The 20999-nt window shown below is 38.1% G+C and carries 18 protein-coding genes and 1 pseudogene; 18 read left to right on the top strand and 1 reads right to left on the bottom strand.

Annotated elements, in window-relative coordinates; genetic code table 11:
- The first annotated feature begins 318 nt into the window (after positions 1–318).
- Together rpoE and MKY76_RS03075 are read left to right on the top strand one after the other, a co-directional pair.
- Positions 319–861, top strand: a complete 543-nt coding sequence (rpoE, locus tag MKY76_RS03070) for a DNA-directed RNA polymerase subunit delta (protein ID WP_103117419.1) — start codon at positions 319–321, stop codon at positions 859–861.
- A 444-nt stretch (positions 862–1305) separates the two neighbouring features.
- A complete protein-coding gene (locus tag MKY76_RS03075) occupies positions 1306–2898 on the top strand; it encodes a CTP synthase (RefSeq protein ID WP_103117420.1) in 1593 nt (530 codons plus the stop codon).
- A 51-nt stretch (positions 2899–2949) separates the two neighbouring features.
- Here the strand turns inward: MKY76_RS03075 and MKY76_RS03080 are convergent, their stop codons facing one another.
- A complete protein-coding gene (locus MKY76_RS03080) occupies positions 2950–3480 on the bottom strand; it encodes a DUF2529 family protein (RefSeq protein WP_054548562.1) in 531 nt (176 codons plus the stop codon).
- 153 nt (positions 3481–3633) lie between these two features.
- Here MKY76_RS03080 and MKY76_RS03085 point away from each other — a divergent pair, with 153 nt between their 5' ends.
- The 16 genes and pseudogenes from MKY76_RS03085 to prmC all read left to right on the top strand — a co-directional run bounded on the left by MKY76_RS03085 (position 3634) and on the right by prmC (position 20984).
- The gene (locus tag MKY76_RS03085) at positions 3634–3993 is read left to right on the top strand and encodes a response regulator (RefSeq protein WP_004269444.1); all 360 of its coding nucleotides are present in this window, start codon (positions 3634–3636) and stop codon (positions 3991–3993) included.
- A gap of 294 nt (positions 3994–4287) precedes the next feature.
- Positions 4288–5142 (top strand): class II fructose-bisphosphate aldolase, encoded by an 855-nt coding sequence (locus tag MKY76_RS03090; protein WP_004269446.1) that lies wholly within the window; start codon positions 4288–4290, stop codon positions 5140–5142.
- A gap of 149 nt (positions 5143–5291) precedes the next feature.
- Positions 5292–5942 (top strand): fructose-6-phosphate aldolase, encoded by a 651-nt coding sequence (gene fsa, locus MKY76_RS03095; protein ID WP_004269447.1) that lies wholly within the window; start codon positions 5292–5294, stop codon positions 5940–5942.
- Positions 5943–6004: 62 nt separating this feature from the next.
- Positions 6005–7291 (top strand): UDP-N-acetylglucosamine 1-carboxyvinyltransferase, encoded by a 1287-nt coding sequence (locus tag MKY76_RS03100; RefSeq protein ID WP_048395599.1) that lies wholly within the window; start codon positions 6005–6007, stop codon positions 7289–7291.
- A gap of 94 nt (positions 7292–7385) precedes the next feature.
- On the top strand, positions 7386–8342 hold the full coding sequence (gene glpX, locus MKY76_RS03105; RefSeq protein WP_004269449.1) for a class II fructose-bisphosphatase: 957 nt from the start codon (positions 7386–7388) through the stop codon (positions 8340–8342).
- A 223-nt stretch (positions 8343–8565) separates the two neighbouring features.
- Positions 8566–9849: a transcription termination factor Rho gene (rho, locus tag MKY76_RS03110; RefSeq protein ID WP_016992739.1), complete on the top strand. Its 1284-nt coding sequence runs from the start codon at positions 8566–8568 to the stop codon at positions 9847–9849.
- 134 nt (positions 9850–9983) lie between these two features.
- Complete coding sequence (locus MKY76_RS03115; RefSeq protein ID WP_342557405.1) at positions 9984–11885, top strand: helix-turn-helix domain-containing protein; 1902 nt, start codon at positions 9984–9986, stop codon at positions 11883–11885.
- 76 nt (positions 11886–11961) lie between these two features.
- A pseudogene (locus tag MKY76_RS03120) lies at positions 11962–13670 on the top strand (ABC transporter ATP-binding protein).
- A 37-nt stretch (positions 13671–13707) separates the two neighbouring features.
- The gene (locus tag MKY76_RS03125; protein WP_048395606.1) at positions 13708–14502 is read left to right on the top strand and encodes an ABC transporter ATP-binding protein; all 795 of its coding nucleotides are present in this window, start codon (positions 13708–13710) and stop codon (positions 14500–14502) included.
- A 32-nt stretch (positions 14503–14534) separates the two neighbouring features.
- Positions 14535–15587 (top strand): iron ABC transporter permease, encoded by a 1053-nt coding sequence (locus tag MKY76_RS03130; protein WP_054548709.1) that lies wholly within the window; start codon positions 14535–14537, stop codon positions 15585–15587.
- Positions 15584–16618: an iron ABC transporter permease gene (locus tag MKY76_RS03135; RefSeq protein WP_009371943.1), complete on the top strand. Its 1035-nt coding sequence runs from the start codon at positions 15584–15586 to the stop codon at positions 16616–16618. The genes MKY76_RS03130 and MKY76_RS03135 overlap by 4 nt, the downstream gene beginning before the upstream one ends.
- 123 nt (positions 16619–16741) lie before the next feature.
- Positions 16742–17791, top strand: a complete 1050-nt coding sequence (locus MKY76_RS03140; RefSeq protein ID WP_054548733.1) for an NAD(P)/FAD-dependent oxidoreductase — start codon at positions 16742–16744, stop codon at positions 17789–17791.
- Between the two features lie 203 nt (positions 17792–17994).
- The gene (gene rpmE, locus MKY76_RS03145; protein WP_004269457.1) at positions 17995–18198 is read left to right on the top strand and encodes a 50S ribosomal protein L31; all 204 of its coding nucleotides are present in this window, start codon (positions 17995–17997) and stop codon (positions 18196–18198) included.
- 116 nt (positions 18199–18314) lie between these two features.
- The gene (locus tag MKY76_RS03150) at positions 18315–18887 is read left to right on the top strand and encodes a thymidine kinase (protein WP_048395608.1); all 573 of its coding nucleotides are present in this window, start codon (positions 18315–18317) and stop codon (positions 18885–18887) included.
- A gap of 173 nt (positions 18888–19060) precedes the next feature.
- A complete protein-coding gene (gene prfA / locus MKY76_RS03155; protein WP_342557406.1) occupies positions 19061–20137 on the top strand; it encodes a peptide chain release factor 1 in 1077 nt (358 codons plus the stop codon).
- Complete coding sequence (gene prmC / locus MKY76_RS03160) at positions 20124–20984, top strand: peptide chain release factor N(5)-glutamine methyltransferase (protein ID WP_342557407.1); 861 nt, start codon at positions 20124–20126, stop codon at positions 20982–20984. Before prfA ends, prmC begins: the two co-directional genes overlap by 14 nt.
- The last annotated feature ends 15 nt before the right edge of the window (positions 20985–20999 follow it).

Below are 20999 nucleotides of genomic sequence, written 5' to 3' on the forward strand. Positions count from 1 at the left end.
TAGAGGATGAAATCAGCTATTCACTACATAATTATATTAGCTTTAGTATTGGGAGCCTTTTTCCTGTATAATAAGCAAATTGGCGCTATTCCTTTACTACTATTATCTGTCTATTTGTTTTATCTTGGAATAAAAAAAATGCGTAATATAAAAAACAGTAATTGAAGCTAGCAAAGGGGCTAAAACTTTGTATATAATGGGTATTATGCTTATTGTATGGAAAGAACCTTTTGCGTGGCCTTTTTTGCTGCGCTTGGAGAATAAAGCACCATGTAATTTTAAAACGTCCATTGTGATGAGGGAAAGGAAGTGCACGAATTGAATTTTCGTGAAATGACAAAGGAACAATTAACAGAAGAATCGTTAATTAACTTAGCTTATGCAATTTTAAATGAAAAACGTGCCTCAGTGTCTTTTAATGATTTATTAAAATTAATTCAAGAGCTTGTGGGCTATAGTGATGCAGAAATGAAATCCCGTCTGTTACAATTTTATACAGATATCAATATTGATGGTCGCTTCTTATATAATCAAGAAGCAGGCTGGGGCTTACGTGAATGGTTTAAAGTTGAGCAAATCGAAGAAGAAACAGCTCCTTCTGTTAAGACTCAAAAGAAAAAATCTAAAGCTGCCTTTGATGATGAAGATCTTGATGAAGATGTAGACTTAGATGAAGAAGATATCGACTTTGATGAAGACTTTGAAGAGTTCATTGATGAAGAAGAACTTGATGAAGAAGATGATGAAAAAGAAGATATCGACTTTGACGATGAAGAACTAGAAGAAATTGATGAAGAAATCGATGAAGAGTTTATTGATGAAGAGGAAGAAGAATTTGAGGAAGAAGAGGAAGAGATCTAATACAGTACACTTAGAATTTTCTTTCTTTTAAGCTAGAAGCAAAAAATCTTGACTTCTATCACGGTTACGTTTAATCTTTTACTTGGGCTCCTTAAAAGAAGGAGAAAGACCGTGTATATAATACGCTCCCCCTGCAAACCTATGCAGGAGGAGCGTTTTTTTGTTTTTAACTTTAATCATTTTAGTTCTCCCATACTTTTAATACCGATATGAATATAAATGTTTTTAATTATTCATGATGTATAGTAAACGGTGACTGAAAAGTTATTAGAGTTTTATGGTTTAAAGGAAAGTGGAAAAGAGATAGAACCGATTACAGCTTCGAATCGACTACATTTTGTAGACATTCTCGGCTTTTCTTTTTTTAGGGTATTAGAATGTAAATGGTTCTGATCCCCCCTAAACGCACTAATATTTTAGAACATCATAAGGAGGAATTTATTCATGACGAAGTATATTTTTGTAACAGGTGGGGTTGTATCATCACTTGGAAAAGGGATTGTTGCAGCATCTTTAGGCCGTTTATTAAAAAATCGTGGGTTAGAAGTGACGATTCAAAAATTTGACCCATATATCAATATTGACCCAGGTACGATGAGTCCTTATCAACATGGTGAGGTTTTTGTAACAGATGATGGTGCTGAGGCTGATTTAGACTTAGGACACTATGAACGTTTTATTGATATTAACCTAGGGAAACATTCTACAGTAACTTCAGGTCGTGTTTACCAATCTGTATTACAGAAAGAACGTCGTGGAGATTATAATGGTGGAACAGTCCAAGTAATTCCTCATATTACAAACGAAATCAAAGATCGTATCCAACGTGCTGGTCGTGAAACAAATGCAGATGTTGTGATCACAGAGGTTGGTGGAACAGTAGGTGATATTGAATCATTGCCATTCCTAGAAGCCATTCGCCAAATGAAAACAAATTTAGGGCATAACAATGTAATGTATATTCACTGTACACTTATTCCTTATATTAAAGCAGCTGGTGAACTTAAAACAAAACCTACACAGCATTCTGTTAAAGAATTACGCTCTTTAGGTATTCAGCCAAATATTATCGTAGTTCGTACTGAACAAGAAGTACCACAAGAGATGAAAGAGAAATTAGCATTATTCTGTGATGTTCAACCACATGAAATTATTGAATCTCGTGATGCTGAGCATTTATATGAAGTACCATTAAACCTACATGCGCAAGATATAGATGATATCGTTTTGAATCATTTTGGTATGGAAGCTCCAGAAGCAGATATGGAAGAATGGCGTGACCTTGTAGAAAAAGTGAAGAACTTACCAAATAAAAGAAAGGTAGCATTAGTAGGGAAATACGTAGAACTACAAGATGCTTACATTTCTGTAGTTGAGGCATTAAAGCATGCTGGATATGCATTTAATTCTGATATTGAAATTGACTGGATTAATGCAGAACACGTTGATGCTAACAATGTGGCCTCGCTATTAAAAGGTGCTGACGCTATTTTAGTACCAGGCGGCTTTGGTGATCGTGGTGTTGAAGGTAAAATCTTAGCAACACAATATGCACGTGAAAATAATGTTCCTTTCCTAGGCATTTGTTTAGGTATGCAATTAGCAACAGTAGAATTTGCACGTAATGTACTTGGCCTAAAAGGTGCTCATTCTACAGAGCTTGATGCAAATACGGAGTATCCAATTATCGACTTCTTACCAGATCAAAATGATACTGTAGATATCGGTGGTACTTTACGTTTAGGTTTATACCCATGTAAATTAAAGGATGGTTCAAAAGCTAGCCAAGCCTATGGTAAAGAGCTTGTTTATGAGCGTCATCGTCACCGCTATGAATTTAACAATGAATATCGTGAGGCAATGGAAGCAGCTGGCCTTGTCTTCTCAGGTACAAGTCCTGATGGCAAATTGGTTGAAATTATTGAGCTACCAGAAAACAACTTCTTTGTAGCATGTCAATTCCACCCAGAGCTAGTGTCACGTCCAAATCGTCCACAACCATTGTTCCGCGATTTTATCGGCTCAACATTTAAATAATCAAAAAGAGTTGTCTCGTGATATACGAGACAACTCTTTTTAATTTGATGACTACAATTCTTCTTCATCCAACCCAAGCATTTCATCATAAGCAATTTTGACAGCTTCATATACAAAGAGTCCTGCAAGTGCATGTGGTACAACAATACGTTGACCTAGATCATTTGGTATTAAACCGCCTTTAATGCGTGTAGAAACATACGTATAGGCTAAATCAGCAAGAGGGTTATCTACACTAGCTGCTTCACTAGCTATAGCAGCAAAGGGAATAAATTGCGTATTTAATTTTTGTGCTAAGACGAGTGCTTCTTCATCATATGCACTACGAGTAAAAATGCAAACCCGATCAGCTTCTGTTAAGCTTGTGTCTGTAGTCCAAGGTGCTAACTTGCTAAAGGGTTCGACTGCTTGAAGTGCATTTAATGCCACAACCTGCATTTCTCCAAAGCAAGCAAAATAGACATTTCCTTCGCCGATTGCGGCTTGTGCTAATAACCTTGCTGTTTCCTCGATAGCATCTTCTTCATTTTGTATAATTCTTTGTAATAATCCACTTAATTGTGTTGTTAGAATTTTTGACATGTTCCCACCTCTATTCATATTATAGGGGGTAAAAGGTAGAAAGCAAAAGCAGATAATTTATAATACTAGAAGGTATTAAGCTGAAAAAGGAGAATTATACATAATAAAGAAAGTTTTTGTGTAAGAATAAAACTAAAAAGGGCGGAATGCGATGTGAAACGATTACTAATTGTCGATGATCAGCAGGGAATTCGTTTACTTTTAAATGAAGTGCTGAAAAAGGAAGGATATATTACATATTTAGCAGCGAATGGTTCAGAGGCATTAAAGTATGCAGACGAACAAGAGATGGATTGTGTTTTACTGGACATGAAAATTCCAGGAATGGATGGTATTGAAATTTTGAGACGTTTAAAAAAGAAGTTTCCGAAGCTGCCTGTTTTTATGATGACAGCATACGGAGAATTGGATGTTGTGCAAGAAGCGTTAGAATTAGGAGCCATTCGTTACTTTACAAAACCGTTTGATATTTTCGAAGTGCGTGATGAAGTAAATAAAGCTTTACAAGTTTAAAAAGCAGGCAGTGGACACACGGCCTGTTTTTTTATGTTGATTAATAGCTCCTGCTTTTCAGGTGCGAGGACTTCGTTGCGTTACACTTCGCTTTCGGGTAGAAAATAATAGCCCCTGCTTTTCAGGGGCTATGACTTCGTTACGTAACACTTCACTTCGTCACCCCTGCCGCTACGTTACACTCCGCTTTCGGGTAGAAAATAATAGCCCCTGCTTTTCAGGGGCTATTATTTTTGCTATGATTGAGGAGCATGTTTATGTAGAAAGAATAGTCCTATGAGGAGGATTTTTAGTATGGCATTAGTATCTATGAAAGAGATGTTAATTAAAGCAAAAGCAGAAGGTTATGCTGTTGGTCAATTCAACATTAATAACCTTGAATGGACTCAAGCAATTTTACAAGCAGCTGAAGAAGAAAAGTCTCCAGTGATTCTTGGTGTTTCTGAAGGTGCAGGTAAATATATGGGCGGATTTATTTCTGTTGTTCATATGGTAAAAGGTTTAATGGAATCTTACGGTACTACAGTTCCTGTAGCAATTCACCTTGACCATGGTTCTAGCTTTGCAAAATGTAAAGAAGCAATTGATGCAGGCTTTACTTCCGTGATGATTGATGCATCACATCACCCATTCGAGGAAAATGTGAAAATTACTTCAGAAGTAGTAGAATACGCACATGCTAAAGGCGTTTCTGTGGAAGCAGAATTAGGAACTGTTGGTGGAGATGAAGATGGCGTAATCGGTGGTATTATTTACGCTGATCCAGAAGAATGTCGCAAAATGGTTGAACTAACTGACATTGACTGCTTAGCGCCAGCACTTGGCTCTGTACATGGTCCTTACAAAGGAGAGCCAAACTTAGGCTTTAAAGAAATGGAGGAAATCTCTAAATTGGCAGACCTTCCACTTGTTTTACATGGTGGTACAGGTATCCCAACAAAAGATATCCAACGTTCTATTTCGTTAGGTACGGCTAAAATTAACGTCAATACTGAAAATCAAATTGAAGCAACAAAAGTAATTCGTGAAATTCTGGACAACGACAAAGTTGTTTACGACCCACGTAAATTCCTTGGTCCAGCACGTGAAGCCATCAAAGCTACGGTTATTGGTAAAATTCGTGAATTTGGAAGTGCACAAAAAGCATAATTTTTGCATTTAATATGTTACAAAAGCATAGATAAATACACATAATAAGAGAAGTGTTGATGCTTTCAATCGACCTTCTCTTGTTTTTGAAATAAAGAAATTTTGGAAAATATTTAATAATATAAGAAAAATGATCAGGAGGAAATAATATGAAATTTTTCATTGATACAGCAAACTTTGAAGAGATTAAAGAGGCACATGCATGGGGTATTTTATCAGGAGTAACGACAAACCCATCGTTAGTGGCTAAAGAAGAGAATGTTTCTTTCCATGATCGTCTTCGCGAAATCGCTGAGCTTGTTGATGGCTCTGTAAGTGGGGAAGTTATTGCACTTGATGCAGAAGGTATGATTAAAGAAGGTTTGGAATTAGCTGCGATTGCGCCAAACATCACAGTAAAGCTTCCTATGACACCAGCTGGATTAGAGGCATGTCGATTCTTTGCAAACAAAGGAATTAAAACAAACGTGACATTAATTTTTAGTGCTAACCAAGCATTAATGGCTGCGCGTGCAGGTGCTACATACGTATCACCATTTATCGGCCGTTTAGATGACATTGGTCAAAATGGTGTTGAGTTAATTGAAACAATTGCAGATATTTTTACAATCCATAATATCGATACACAAATTATCGCTGCCTCTGTCCGTCACCCGCAACACGTTACAGCAGCGGCTTTAGCAGGTGCACATATTTCAACTACTCCGTTTAAAGTATTAAAGCAACTTTTCCACCATCCATTAACTGAAAAAGGAATTGAAGGATTTTTAGCGGATTGGAATAAGAGAAAAGGCGAATAATAAGATTATAAAGTGTGCAAATTGCAAAAATACTACTTTCCAATCATGAGGGAGAACGCAAAATGGATGTTTATAAAATTACTGGCGAAAATCGTCTACAAGGTACAATTAAAGTTAGTGGCGCAAAAAATAGTGCAGTCGCCTTAATTCCTGCATCAATTTTGGCGAACTCTCCAGTGACTATTGGAGGGATACCCGAAATTTCAGATGCTTGGACGTTAAAGGCTCTATTAGAGGAAATTGGTGGAGAAGTTTCATTTGAGAATGGGAAAATGACAATCGACCCAACAGAGATGATTGCATTGCCCTTACCAAACGGCAACGTTAAAAAGTTACGTGCTTCTTATTATTTAATGGGGGCTATGCTTGGACGTTTCAAAAAAGCAGTTATTGGTTTACCTGGAGGCTGTTTTTTAGGACCTCGACCTATTGATCAACATATAAAGGGCTTTGAGGCTTTAGGAGCTAAAATTACTAATGAACACGGAGCCATTTATTTACGTGCAGATGAATTGATAGGGGCAAAAATTTATTTAGATGTGGCAAGTGTTGGGGCTACGATTAATATCATGCTTGCTGCTGTCCTTGCTAAGGGACGTACTGTCATTGAAAATGCTGCAAAAGAACCTGAGATAATTGATGTGGCGACACTTCTGACAAATATGGGTGCCAATATTAAAGGTGCAGGTACAAGTGTCATTCGTATCGAAGGCGTAGAAGAGCTACATGGTACTGAACATACGATTATACCTGATCGCATTGAGGCCTCTACATTTTTGATTATGGCTGCAGCAGTTGGTGATGGTATAACAATCGATAACGTTATTCCACTTCACTTAGAAGCAATTATCGCCAAGCTTCGTGAAATGGGTGTGAAAATTGAGATTGGTGAAGAAAGTATTTATGTACCAAAAACAGACCTCTCAACATTACAGGCAGTGGATGTCAAAACATTGGTATACCCTGGATTCCCAACGGATATTCAACAACCGCTTGCCGTGTTAATGTCACAAGCATTCGGTTCCTCAAAAGTAACAGATACTATTTACACAGCTCGTTTCAAGCATATTGATGAGCTTCGTCGTATGAATGCAGATGCTCGTGTAGAAGGAAACACAGCAATTATTAAAGGGCCGAGTAGATTACATGGCTCCACTGTCACAGCTACAGATCTTCGTGCTGGAGCAGCTTTAGTATTAGCTGGACTCTTAGCAGAAGGAGAAACTGAGATTCAGGATATCTATCATATCGAACGTGGCTATAGCTCACTTATTGAGAAATTACGTGATTTAGGCGCTGATATTCGACGTGAAACAATTGTGGCACGTGTAGCTGAGACAAAGGAATAATGAGAGCTAAAAGTTTTCAACCAATTATGTTACAATAGAGGTAATTTGAATGTTTTGGCACGAAAAGGTGCCCATAACGGGAGGCAAAGCAACAATGGAACGTAGTTTATCGATGGAAGTAGTACGAGTAACAGAAGCAGCAGCAATCGCATCCGGGAAATGGATGGGGCGCGGTTTGAAAATTGAGGCAGACGATGCAGCAACAACAGCGATGCGCAAAATGTTCGATACAATTCCAATGCATGCTACAGTAGTAATTGGTGAAGGCGAAATGGATGAAGCACCAATGCTTTATATTGGTGAAGAACTTGGTTTACGAAATGGTGGTCCTAAAGTAGATATTGCAGTAGATCCTTTAGAAGGTACAAACATCGTAGCAAAAGGTACAAATGGTGCTATGACAGTTCTTGCTATTGCAGATAAAGGGAATCTGTTAAATGCACCAGATATGTACATGGAGAAAATTGCTGTAGGACCAGAAGCGGCGGGCAAAGTGGATATCAATGCTTCCGTCACTTATAACTTATTACAAGTAGCAAAAGCTAAAAATAAAGATATTTCTGATGTTGTAGCTACTCTTTTAGATCGACCACGTCACCAAGCGATTGTTGATGAAATTCGTGAGGCTGGTGCACGTATTAAATTTATCCAAGATGGCGATGTTGGTGCAGCAATCAATACGGCTTTTGATGAAACAGGCATTGATATTATGTTTGGAACAGGTGGTGCACCTGAGGGTGTTATAGCAGCAGTAGCTTTAAAATGCCTTGGTGGTGACTTCCAAGCAAAACTAGTACCAGAAGATGAAGAGCAATTAGAACGCTGCACAAAAATGGGTGTGGATGTTGAAAAAGTTCTTTATTTAGATGACCTAGTAAAAGGTGACGATGCTATTTTTGCAGCGACAGCAGTAACAGATTGCGAGCTTTTAAAGGGTGTTCAATATAAAGGTGCTTATGCCTTAACTCATTCAGTAGTTATGCGTGCTAAATCTGGTACGGTTCGCTTTGTTGAAGGCCGTCACGCTCTTGAGAAAAAACCTAGATATTAATGTTATTTTCTTCTAAAATATACCTAGTACATCTATTGTGCTAGGTACCTTCTTCTTTAAATAACCATCCCATATTTTTAAGGCAATGTTTAGTTATATGGTGGAAGTATTTCAATAGATATTATTACAGGCAACCATATAAGCGTTAGCAGAGCCAATCGTAAACTTCAATGATAACCCCATTAAATTGAATTATATTTTGAAAAAGACTGGAGTTGTGCATATGTCTGCATTGACAATCGCTCAATTAGAAAACATGACGTTAAAAGAGCTTTACGCCCTTGCACGCCAATATAAAATTTCTTATTATAGCAAGCTAACGAAAAAAGAATTGATATTTGCTATTTTGAAAACGCGTTCAGAGCAAGAGGGCTATTTCTTTATGGAAGGCGTACTAGAAATTGTTTCGCAAGAGGGCTTCGGCTTCCTTCGACCAATCAACTACTCACCAAGTAAAGAAGATATTTATATTTCTGCATCCCAAATCCGTCGCTTTGATTTGCGTAATGGGGACAAGGTGTCAGGAAAGGTGCGTCCACCGAAGGAAAATGAGCGCTATTATGGCCTATTACAAGTAGATGCTGTCAATGGCGAAGATCCTGAAGTAGCGAAAGAACGAGTTCATTTCCCAGCACTAACACCTTTATATCCAAATCGACAAATTAAACTAGAAACAACACAACGCAATTTATCCACACGTATAATGGATTTAGTGGCACCAGTAGGCTTTGGACAACGTGGATTAATTGTAGCTCCGCCAAAGGCAGGGAAAACGTCTTTATTAAAAGAGATTGCGAACGCTATTACAACCAATCATCCGCAAGCGGAGTTAATTGTCCTATTGATTGATGAACGACCTGAGGAAGTGACAGATATTGAACGTTCTGTCAATGCAGATGTTGTCAGCTCAACATTTGATGAAGTACCTGAGAACCACGTCAAAGTGGCTGAAATAGTATTAGAACGCGCACGACGTTTAGTGGAACATAAACGTGATGTAATTATTTTAATGGACTCTATTACACGTTTAGCTCGTGCTTATAACTTAGTAATTCCACCAAGTGGACGTACACTATCTGGTGGTATTGATCCTGCTGCATTCCATAGACCGAAACGTTTCTTTGGTTCGGCTCGTAATATTGAAGAAGGCGGTAGTTTAACAATTTTAGCGACGGCTTTAGTAGATACAGGTTCTCGTATGGATGAAGTTATCTATGAAGAATTTAAGGGAACAGGGAACTTAGAGCTTCATCTTGATCGTCAGTTAGCGGAACGCCGTATATTCCCTGCGCTTGACATTCGTCGTTCAGGTACACGTAAAGAAGAGCTTCTTCTGGAACCAGAACAACTTGAAAAGCTATGGGCAATTCGTAAAACGTTTTCTGATGCACCTGATTTTGCAGAGCGCTTCCTGAAAAAAATACGTACAACAAAATCAAATGAAGAATTTTTTGAAAAGCTAAACGAAGATATGAAAAAAGCAACAAAGGGTAAGGGACTTTTATAAAGGGCATCACCATTGACAATTAAATTGTCAGTGGTGATTTTTTTTTGTATATGTTTATTTTATAAATGTATATTGAAATTGATAATCATTATCAATATAATGGTAAGTAAATATGTGTTCTGAAGGAGACGAAGATGAATTATGATGCCTATATGCTTCTTTGGCAAAATGCATTTATCCAGTTGAAGCAAATCGATTACATAAATAAATCAGACATTCATGTGTCAAAGGTTTTAACATATAGCTCGTTTCTTATTGTCACAGCAGGCGGTGCACAGATTGTCATTGATGATCAATCTTATCATGTGCAGCGCTTCAGTATTTTTCATCTAGGTAAATCTCAATCTCTTCACATTAGGGCACAGCAGAGTATTAGCTATTTTCTCATTAGCTATAAAGGAGATGTCATGTACAAAGATGCCTTTATGCAGCATTTGCACATGCACTATCAACCATTCCAAACACATTTCTCTTGTGTACCCGCAAATCCGATAGTCATTCACAGCATCCTTCAGGATATGTATAGCAAATGGCAATCTGGCTCTATACAAGAGCATTTATCTGTAAGGGCATCCTTCTATGAGCTTATCTATCATGTCTTTCGAGAATTAGCAGAAGGACAAGGGAAACCACATGAAATTGATAAGGCAGAAGCCGCACGATTATTTATAAAGCAACATATTCATCAACCATTATCTATCCAGACATTAGCAGATATGCTTCAGATTAGTACACGACATTTATTACGCATTTTTAAAGCTCGTTATAAAATAGGTCCACAAATATATTTACAACAATTGAGAATAGAGCAGGCTAAGCAGTATTTATTAACCAATCAATATGGCATAAAAGAAATTGCCATATCTCTTGGATTTGAAGATGAATATTATTTTAGCCGTGCTTTTAAAAAAGCAACAAAACTGGCTCCAAGTAGCTTTAGGCTGAAATATACATCTAATATGTCCGAAATTACCATTACAAATGAGAATCATTTTCAATACAATAATAATCAGCTCGCGCAAGCAAAACGATTTGAGAATGGAGAAAATGAAATCATGATGACGAAGATGATTCACCATATAAAGCTACCTTTTTTATTAAGCCTGTTCGTTTTACTGGCAGCGTGTAATGAAGAGACAAGCCAATCTAAGGTTGATGAACCAACTTCGCCCGAGAAGGCAGAGACTAGAACCGTAACAGATGATAGTGGACGCGAAGTAGAAATTCCAATGCAGGCAGAGAGAGTCGTAACTGATTGGTATCTGGGGCAAATTTTAGCGTTAGAGGTTGTACCAGTTGGAGGCGTAACGGCTAACCTTGATTATGCTGCTTTCTTAAAACAACACTATAAGGATGGTGAAATTACGAATATTGGTACAGATGGTAAGGTGTCATTAGAAAAAGTTTTAGAGTTAAAGCCAGACTTGATTATTACTTGGAATATTGAAGATGTAGCGAAATATGAAAAAATTGCTCCAACAATTGTCTTTGCTGAAGATGCACATCAATCAGCGATTGAGGAGATTAAGGCAATGGGGAATTACTTAGGAAGACAAGAAGAGGCTGAGGCCTTTACAAAAGAATTTGAAGATCGGATCGCAAAAGCTAAAGAAAAAATCTTGGATGTGATTCCAAAAGGATCTACATTTACTATTTATGAAATGTTTGAAAAAAATGCAACGATTATAGGGAAATCTAGTGTATCGGGCGGTAGAGCACTCTATCAAATTTTAGGGATGCAGCCTCAAGAAAAGGTGCAGGAGCTGTTTGACACAAAGGAAGGAAATAATGGACGCTATGAGATTTCCTATGAGGTAGTAGGTAACTATGTAGGTGACTATAACTTCATGATTAATTTCTTTAACAAAGATGGCCAGTTGCCAGCAACATGGACAAACTTAGATGTCGTTAAAAGTAATCAAGTATTAGAGCTTCCATCTGAATATTATTTTGCTTCTGATCCGCTTTCTGGCTTACACCAAGCTGAAGAACTAGCTGACAAAATAGTTGAATTTACAAAGGCTCATCAACAATAACTGAGATAACAGGAGAGCTATTGTAGATAGCTCATTTATAGATACGTAAAACGAGATCACGATAGGAGGCTACACCATGTTATTACGGCGATTTTTTTCATATTATAAGCCCTATAAAGGCTTATTTATTTTAGATTTTAGCTGTGCCATATTAGTGGCACTAATAGAGCTTGCGTTTCCAATTGTTTTAAATAAAGTAATTGATGATATTCTGCCAGATGGGGAATTGAAATGGATTATTATGGCTAGTTTATTGCTGTTTGGATTATATATTTTTAACTCCATTCTTCATTTTATCGTTTCATATTGGGGACATATGCTGGGCATTAATATTGAGAATCCTTCAGCCATGTACAAAAGCTATCCTTTAGATATTTTGATAACAACAAAACAGGGCATCTTGTTTCTCGTTTAACAAATGATTTGATGGATATTGGTGAACTTGCTCACCATGGTCCAGAGGATATCTTTATTGCAGCGATGACGATTATTGGAACATTTGGTGTCATGTACTATATTGATCCAACCTTTACGATTCTTATTTTCTTACTTGTTCCGATTATCTTAATCTTAACCATTATTTTCGGGAAATTAATGTCCAAGGCATTCCGTCAAATGTTTGGAGATATTGCAGATTTTAATGCACGTGTTGAAAACAATGTAAGTGGTATTCGTGTTGTACAAGCTTTTACAAATGAAGATCATGAGATTAAACGCTTTAAAGTAAATAATGAAAGATTCCGTATGACAAAGCTGTTTTCCTATAAAGTAATGGCTTGGAATGAAGCTATTTCAGGCATACTCACGAAGGTATTATCACTCTTTACTTTATTTGTTGGGGCTTATTTTGTATTAAATGGGCATTTAACAAATGGCGATTTTATCGCATTTATTTTACTTTCAGGTATTCTCTTAGGCCCAATTAACAAAATCAATATGTTTATAGAAAGCTATCCGAAGGGCATGGCAGGATTTAGGCGCTATATTGAATTCCTCGAAACGGAGCCCGAAATTGCGGACCGTCCAGAAGCGAAAACAATCGATGAAATTGATGGTGAAATTACTTTTTCTAATGTATCGTTTGGCTACGCTGCCAATAATCATGCCTTACATCAAATTAATTTAAAGGTACGTCCTGGTGAAACGGTTGCCTTAGTAGGCCCTTCAGGTGCAGGGAAATCTACCATCTGTAGCCTATTGCCACGTTTTTATGAGGTGAATGAGGGTTCCATTAAGATTGATGGTGTTGATATACGAGATTTTAAACTACAATCTTTACGTTCGCATATCGGGATTGTCCAGCAAGATGTCTTTTTATTCGATGGTACCATTCGTGAAAACATAGCCTATGGTGATTTAAATGCCAGTGAAGAAGATATTTGGTATGCCGCACAACGAGCACAACTGACAGATGTAATTAATGCTTTACCAGAAGGCATGGATACTCTCATAGGTGAACGGGGTGTCAAATTATCAGGTGGACAAAAACAAAGATTATCAATTGCGCGTATTTTCTTGAAAAATCCAAAAATCTTAATACTAGATGAAGCAACATCTGCATTGGATACAGAAACAGAACAAGCTATCCAGCAAGCCTTAAACGAGCTTTCTATCGGTCGTACTACATTAGTGATTGCCCACCGTTTAGCAACGATTAAGGATGCAGACAGAATTGTTGTGGTATCGAAAAAGGGCATTATTGAAGAAGGCACACATGAGCAATTAATGGAACGCCAAAATGCTTACTATGGCTTGTATACAGCCCAATTTGGTTTACAAATTTAAAAGTAATAGCATTCTCAAAAGTGAAAGGAAGTTAAAGATGTCAGTACTTGAAATAGATCATGTTGCGATTGGTTACTCTTCAGCGCTCATCGTCAATGATTTAAGTGTGGAGATTCCGAAAGGGGAGATCTCCACGATTATTGGTCCAAATGGTTGTGGCAAGTCTACTTTATTAAAGGCTGTAGCACGTGTATTACGCACACAAAATGGAGCTGTCTATTTAGATGGCAAAGCTATACATCAATTAAAAACAAAAGAAGTGGCCAAAAGAATGGCTATTTTACCTCAAACAGCAACAGCACCAGGAGGATTAACGGTTTTTGAACTGGTATCCTATGGTCGTTTTCCTCATCAAGTAGGGTTTGGTACATTGCAAAAGGAAGACTATGAATATATCCATTGGGCTATTGATGTTACGGGGCTAAGAGAATTTAGTGATCGACCAATCGAAGCATTATCAGGTGGTCAGCGTCAGAGAGTATGGATTGCTATGGCATTGGCGCAAGGCACGGATATTTTAGTACTGGATGAACCAACAACTTATTTAGATTTAGCACATCAGCTCGATATTTTATTGTTGCTACAAAAATTAAATAAGGAAGAAGGACGAACAATTATCATGGTTTTACATGATTTAAACCATGCATCACGGTTCTCTCATTTTATGATGGCCATGAGAGACGGCAATTTAATGGTGAATGGCAGTCCAAAAGAAGTGATGACAAAAGAAAATTTACAAAGGGTATTTAATATCGATGCAGAAATGGCTGTATGTCCCTATAGTGAAAATCCAATCTGCCTATCTTATCAGTTGTACGATATGAAAAAATAAAAGCTAGTTGGAAGTTATGAGGAGGAAATAAAATGACTACGTCGACAGGAGTAGGGGAGCTCCACGATTTAGAAGAGCTACAGAAGCGATCTCATCCGATCCGTGGAGTAGTGGCTTTAATCGTAGGAGTAATTGGATTAATAGTTGCCATTGGCTTATCAATTTCTTTTGGTGCAGCAGATATTTCATTGGGTACTGTTTGGACAGCAGTTACCCATTTTTCACCAGAATTAACAACACATCAAATTATCCATGATATTCGCTTACCACGGGTACTTGGAGCAGCATTAGTCGGTGCAAGCTTTGCGGTAGCGGGTGCGATTATGCAGGGGATGACACGTAACCCTTTAGCAGACTCAGGGTTATTAGGCTTGAACTCAGGAGCTGCCTTTATGTTAGCCGTATGTTTTGCCTTCTTCCCTGGGTTGCCTTATATGTATTTAATTTTATGGTCCTTTGTAGGTGCAGGTCTTGGTGTGGCCATCGTTTATGGTATTGGCTCGCTTTCTAAAGGTGGCTTAACACCTATGCGACTAGTTTTAGCAGGAGCTGCTGTTAGTGCGTTACTTGGGGCGCTGGGAGAAGGAATTGCTCTTTATTTTCGTATCGGACAAGACCTCGCATTTTGGTATGCGGGTGGGGTTTCAGGCACAAAATGGAGCCATCTACAAATCTTATCTCCATGGATACTTGTTGCGATGATAGGAGCTCTTATCCTATCACGCTCCATCACCGTACTGAGCTTAGGTGAAGAAATCGCAGTCGGGCTAGGGCAACGTACTGCTGTGGTAAAAGTATGGGGAATGATCATTGTTTTAGTTTTAGCGGGTGCAGCAGTTTCTGTTGTCGGTGCGGTTGGTTTTGTAGGGTTAATTATCCCTCATTTAACCAGATACATAGTTGGTCATGATTATCGCTGGATCATCGCTTGTTCCTTGGTATATGGAGCATTGCTTGTTGTGTTAGCTGATTTAGTAGCACGTGTTATTAATCCACCTTATGAAACACCCATTGGTGCGCTCATAGCCTTTATTGGAGTACCATTCTTCCTTTATTTAGCTCGAAAAGGAGGGAAAGAACTATGAGTAACAGCTATTTAACACCAAGTCAGCTAAAGGCGAAAAGGAAACATTTTTCCATCCTTGCTACGCTCATTGTGTTAATTGTTATTACCTTTGTCATAAGTATGAATACAGGTGTCATTAAACTGACACCAATGGAGGTTCTTCGGACTCTTTTTGGTCAAGGTGATGCACAACAGCAGCTTATCTTATATGAATTCAGACTTCCAAGAATTGTGATTGCTGTATTAGTAGGTATGGGGTTAGCTATATCAGGCGCTATTTTACAGGGCATTTCTAAAAATGCCTTAGCAGACCCAGGAATCTTAGGGATTAATGCAGGAGCAGGACTAGCGGTTATGCTCTATGTGTCATTTTTTCCAACTACGAAAGCAGCACCTGTTTATTTACTGCCTATACTGGCTTTTGTAGGAGCAGGTTTGACAGCTGTACTGATTTATTCACTTTCTTATCGACGCCATGAGGGGATTACACCAATGCGTTTAATCTTAACTGGGGTAGCTGTGGCAGCAGGGATTAGCTCGGCTATGATTGTGCTAACACTACGTCTATCGCCAGAGAATTATCAATTTGTAGCAACATGGCTAGCGGGTAGCATTTGGGGCTCAAATTGGAGATTTGTTCTGTCGTTATTACCATGGTTAGTTATCTTATTGCCATTCGTCTATTCAAAATCACGTGTATTAAACATATTGAATTTAGGTGAATTAACAGCAGTAGGACTAGGTGCTTCGATAGAAAAAGAGCGACGCTGGTTGTTGGCTGCTGCTGTTGGTTTGGCTGGAGCTAGTGTTTCAGTAAGTGGTGGAATTGGTTTCGTTGGCCTTGTTGCGCCACACTTAGCTCGACAGCTTGTTGGGGCTAAACACCAGTTTTTATTGCCAACCGCAGCATTATTAGGAGGTTTCTTAGTGTTAATGGCTGATACAATCGGTCGTTCCATTTTAGAACCTTCAGAAATTCCAGCAGGGATTGTGGTAGCAGTTTTAGGAGCACCTTATTTCTTGTATTTACTAGCACGATTAAAAGAGTAAATAGCACTCTTTCCTTTGTGTGTGAATAGTATTGCCATGAGGGGAAAGAATAGACGGTTATTAGATTAATTCTTGTCAAATAATTTACGTTTGAATAGATTAGAAGGGGATGGAGAAGAGGAAATGTCAGAGGAACTATATGATGTAACGATTGTTGGCGGTGGTCCAGCAGGGCTTTATACTGCCTTTTATAGTGGAATGCGAGATTTAAAAACGAAAATTATCGAGTATAGCTCACAACTTGGTGGTCGTATGTTAATATATCCTGAAAAAATGATTTGGGATGTAGGTGGAGTAACACCTATTTTAGGTGGTCAGCTTATTAAACAACTTGTGGAGCAAGCTGAAACCTTTGATCCAACGATTGTCTTAAATCAAAAAGTGGAAAAGTTAGATAAGCAACAGGATGGAACATTTATTTTAACATCCTCTACAGGAGAAAAGCATTATTCCAAAACGGTTATTTTAGCAGTAGGCTATGGCGTCCTTTCTATGCAAAAGCTTGAAATTGAAGGAGCGGATCGCTACGAAGTAACGAATTTACATTATACAGTTCAGGAATTAGAAATCTTCCGAGACAAGCATGTGTTGATTTCAGGTGGTGGTAATTCTGCGGTTGATTGGGCTAATGAGCTAGAGTCAATTGCCGCAAGCGTCACGATTGTTCATCGGCGAGATGATTTTGGTGGACATGAAAAAAATGTCTTACGTATGAAAGAATCCTTAGTTCATGTAAAAACGCCCTATGAAGTGGTTCAATTGCATGGGGACGGTGATTTAATTCAATATGTATCCATTGTCAATAAAGATACCGATGAATTGGAACGAGTAAAGGTAGATGCTGTCATTGTAAATCATGGTTTAAAATGCGATTACGGTGCGCTTGAAGAATGGGGATTAAATATTCAGGATGGCGTAGCAATTGTTAATGAGAATCGGGAAACGAACGTAGCGGGTATCTATGGAGCTGGTGATTTTATTGATCATCCTAGTAAAGTTAGATTAATAGCTGGTGCATTTACTGATGGAATACTAGCTTTAAATAGTGCAAAATTATACTTGGAGCCAGATGCACCGAAAGTAGCCTATGTATCTTCACATAATATTCGCTTTAAAGAACGAAATGAGAAAATTGGGTTAGTAGACAATGATTATCGTGAAGTTCGCGGTTAGGTATTAGGGATGGTTTGCTTTTAATATTTTTTACTTGAAAATGATAAAATGTCTATGCTATACTTCAAAAGTATGCAACGTGTACATATGTAGCTGACGTTCCACTTCGACACAACTTTTGTAGTCGACATATTCGGGCTATGTAAGGTACAGTTCGATAATACTCTGTTCCAGATGGTTCAGGGCGAGAGGAGAAAACGAATATGAAACAAGGAATTCATCCAGACTACAAAGAAGCAACAGTAACTTGCTCTTGTGGGAACACTTTCAAAACTGGTTCAGTAAAAGAAAACATCGTTGTCGAGTTCTGCAACGAATGTCACCCATTCTACACTGGCCGTCAAAAATTCGCGTCTGCTGATGGTCGCGTGGATCGTTTCAACAAAAAATACGGTCTTAAAAACTAATGTTAGTTTAATACCTGCCAAGCATGCGCTTGGCAGGTATTTTTTTCAGTAAATAATACACGTTGATGCAAGTCTTTTCAAAATCCAGATTGACACAAAGAAAGGGAGAAGACAAAATGGCACAGCTATATTTTAAACATGGTGCAATGAATAGTGGGAAGTCAATAGAAATTCTAAAAGTTGCCCATAATTATGAAGAACAACAAAAACCTGTAATGATGTTTACTTCAGGTCTAGATACACGTGATGAGGTGGGCTTCGTTTCCAGTCGAGTAGGTTTACGACAACAAGCCATTCCTGTTTATGAAGATACAAATATTTTTGAAATAGTGAAAACTAATGCTGTCAAACCTTATTGTGTGCTTGTGGATGAAGTTCAATTTCTAAAAAAAGCACATGTTTTACAGCTAGCTAACATTGTGGATAAATTGGACATTCCCGTAATGGGCTTTGGTTTAAAAAATGATTTTCAAAATGAGCTATTTGAAGGTAGCCAGTACATGCTTACATATGCAGATAAAATTGAGGAAATGAAAACAATTTGCTGGTTCTGTCATAAAAAAGCAACAATGAATTTGCGAGTAGATGAAAGTGGAAAGCCAGTTTACACAGGAGATCAAATTCAAATCGGTGGCAATGATTCGTATTATCCTGTTTGCCGAAAATGTCATGCAAATCCACCGCTTTAAAGCTAAGTAGCTTGTTAAAGCGCTAAGAAAAAGTAGCATACATGTGAAAATTTCCTTATACTAAGTAGTGGAAATAAGAAATGAAAAAACCATTACGCCTTAGCGTAATTTTGATGAAAGCGGCTTCTCTGTAAAAAAGGAGCAATTTAAAAAACTAAATAGAGGTGAAATCCATGTTTGATCGATTACAAGCAGTGGAAGATCGTTATGAAAGGCTTACTGAGCTTTTGAGCGATCCGGATATTGTTAATGATAGTAAGAAATTACGCGAATATTCTAAGGAACAATCAGATATCCAAGAGACAGTAGATACTTATCGTGAATATAAAAGTGTTAAAGAACAGCTAGTAGATACACGAGAAATGTTAGATAGCGAAAAAGATCCTGATATGCACGAAATGGTAAAGGAAGAATTTAACCTTTTAAAAGCACAGCAGGAAGAGCTAGAAGAGCAATTACGTATTTTATTAATTCCAAAAGATCCGAATGATAATAAAAACGTTATTATGGAAATCCGTGGGGCAGCTGGTGGTGACGAGGCTAATATTTTTGCAGGTGACTTGTTCCGTATGTATTCTCGCTATGCAGAAACGCAAGGCTGGAAAATTGATATTATGGAAGCTACACCAAACCCAATGGGCGGCTATAAAGAGGTAATCTTTATGATTAATGGACAAGGAGCCTATTCAAAATTCAAATTTGAAAATGGCGCACACCGTGTACAACGTGTCCCTGCTACAGAATCACAAGGCCGAATTCATACATCAACAGCAACAGTTGCTTGCTTACCTGAGGTTGAGGAAGTAGATGTTGAAATCCATGAAAAAGATATCCGTGTAGATACATTCGCATCTTCTGGTGCGGGTGGTCAATCTGTAAATACAACAATGTCTGCTGTTCGTATGACCCATTTACCGACAGGTGTTGTGGTTTCGATGCAGGATGAACGTTCACAAATTAAAAACCGTGAAAAAGCAATGAAAATTCTTCGTGCTCGTGTTGCAGATATGTATATGCAGGAAGCGCAAAAAGAGATTGATGCCACACGTAAATCAGCTGTTGGATCTGGTGACCGCTCTGAGCGAATTCGCACATACAATTATCCACAAAACCGCGTAACCGACCACCGTATCGGCTTAACGATTCAAAAGCTAGATCAAATCGTTGAAGGCAGACTAGACGAGATTATCGATGCTCTTATTTTAGAAGAACAAGCATCGAAGTTAGAGCGTTTAAATGATGACTTATAAAAATGTGATGGAGGCCCTTGAGTGGGCTTCTTCTTTTTTAATGGATAATGGTTGTGAACAAACAGCAGCGCGGATTGTTATGCAACATGTGCTTGGTACTAGTTATGGAGAAGTTATGTTGCATTTGCAAGATGAATTAACAGCAGCGCAGCAAATGAGATTTAATGAGCTCTTAGAAGAACATGTCAATGGACGCCCTGTCCAATACTGTGTTGGGTATGAGGAGTTTTATGGCCGTTCATTCTTAGTCGATGAATCTGTCTTAATACCACGACCTGAAACAGAGGAATTGGTGCTTGGAACAATTAATCGACTACCTAAATTATTTACAAAGCAAACATTGAAGCTGGCTGATATCGGTACAGGTAGTGGAGCCATTGCTATTTCAATGAAGCTGGAATGCCCAGCATTAACGGTCATAGCTACCGATTTATCAGAAGCTGCACTAGCAACTGCTCAAAAAAATGCAAAGCAATTAGAGGCAGATATTGATTTTAGATTGGGAGATTTAGCTGCTCCCCTTGCAGGAGAAAAATTTGATATTGTTTTATCGAACCCACCGTATATCGCATTTGATGAGGCACAAGCAATGTCAAGCGTTGTGCTAGAGCATGAGCCGCATAGTGCCCTCTTTGCCGAGGAAGATGGTCTTATTTTATATAGAAAATTAGCCGAACAATTACCAGCTTATATGAATAGGCCAGCGTTGATTGGATTAGAAATCGGTTATACACAGGGGGAGAAAGTAGCCAAATTCTTTCAAGATAGTTTTCCACAGGCGACAGTTTCAGTAGAAAAAGATATTAACGGTAAACCTCGAATGATTTTTTGTGAGCTACATGTATAAAGTTTCTTATTCTTG

The organism is Lysinibacillus sp. FSL P4-0201, from assembly GCF_038593425.1.
Lineage (GTDB): Bacteria > Bacillota > Bacilli > Bacillales_A > Planococcaceae > Lysinibacillus > Lysinibacillus capsici.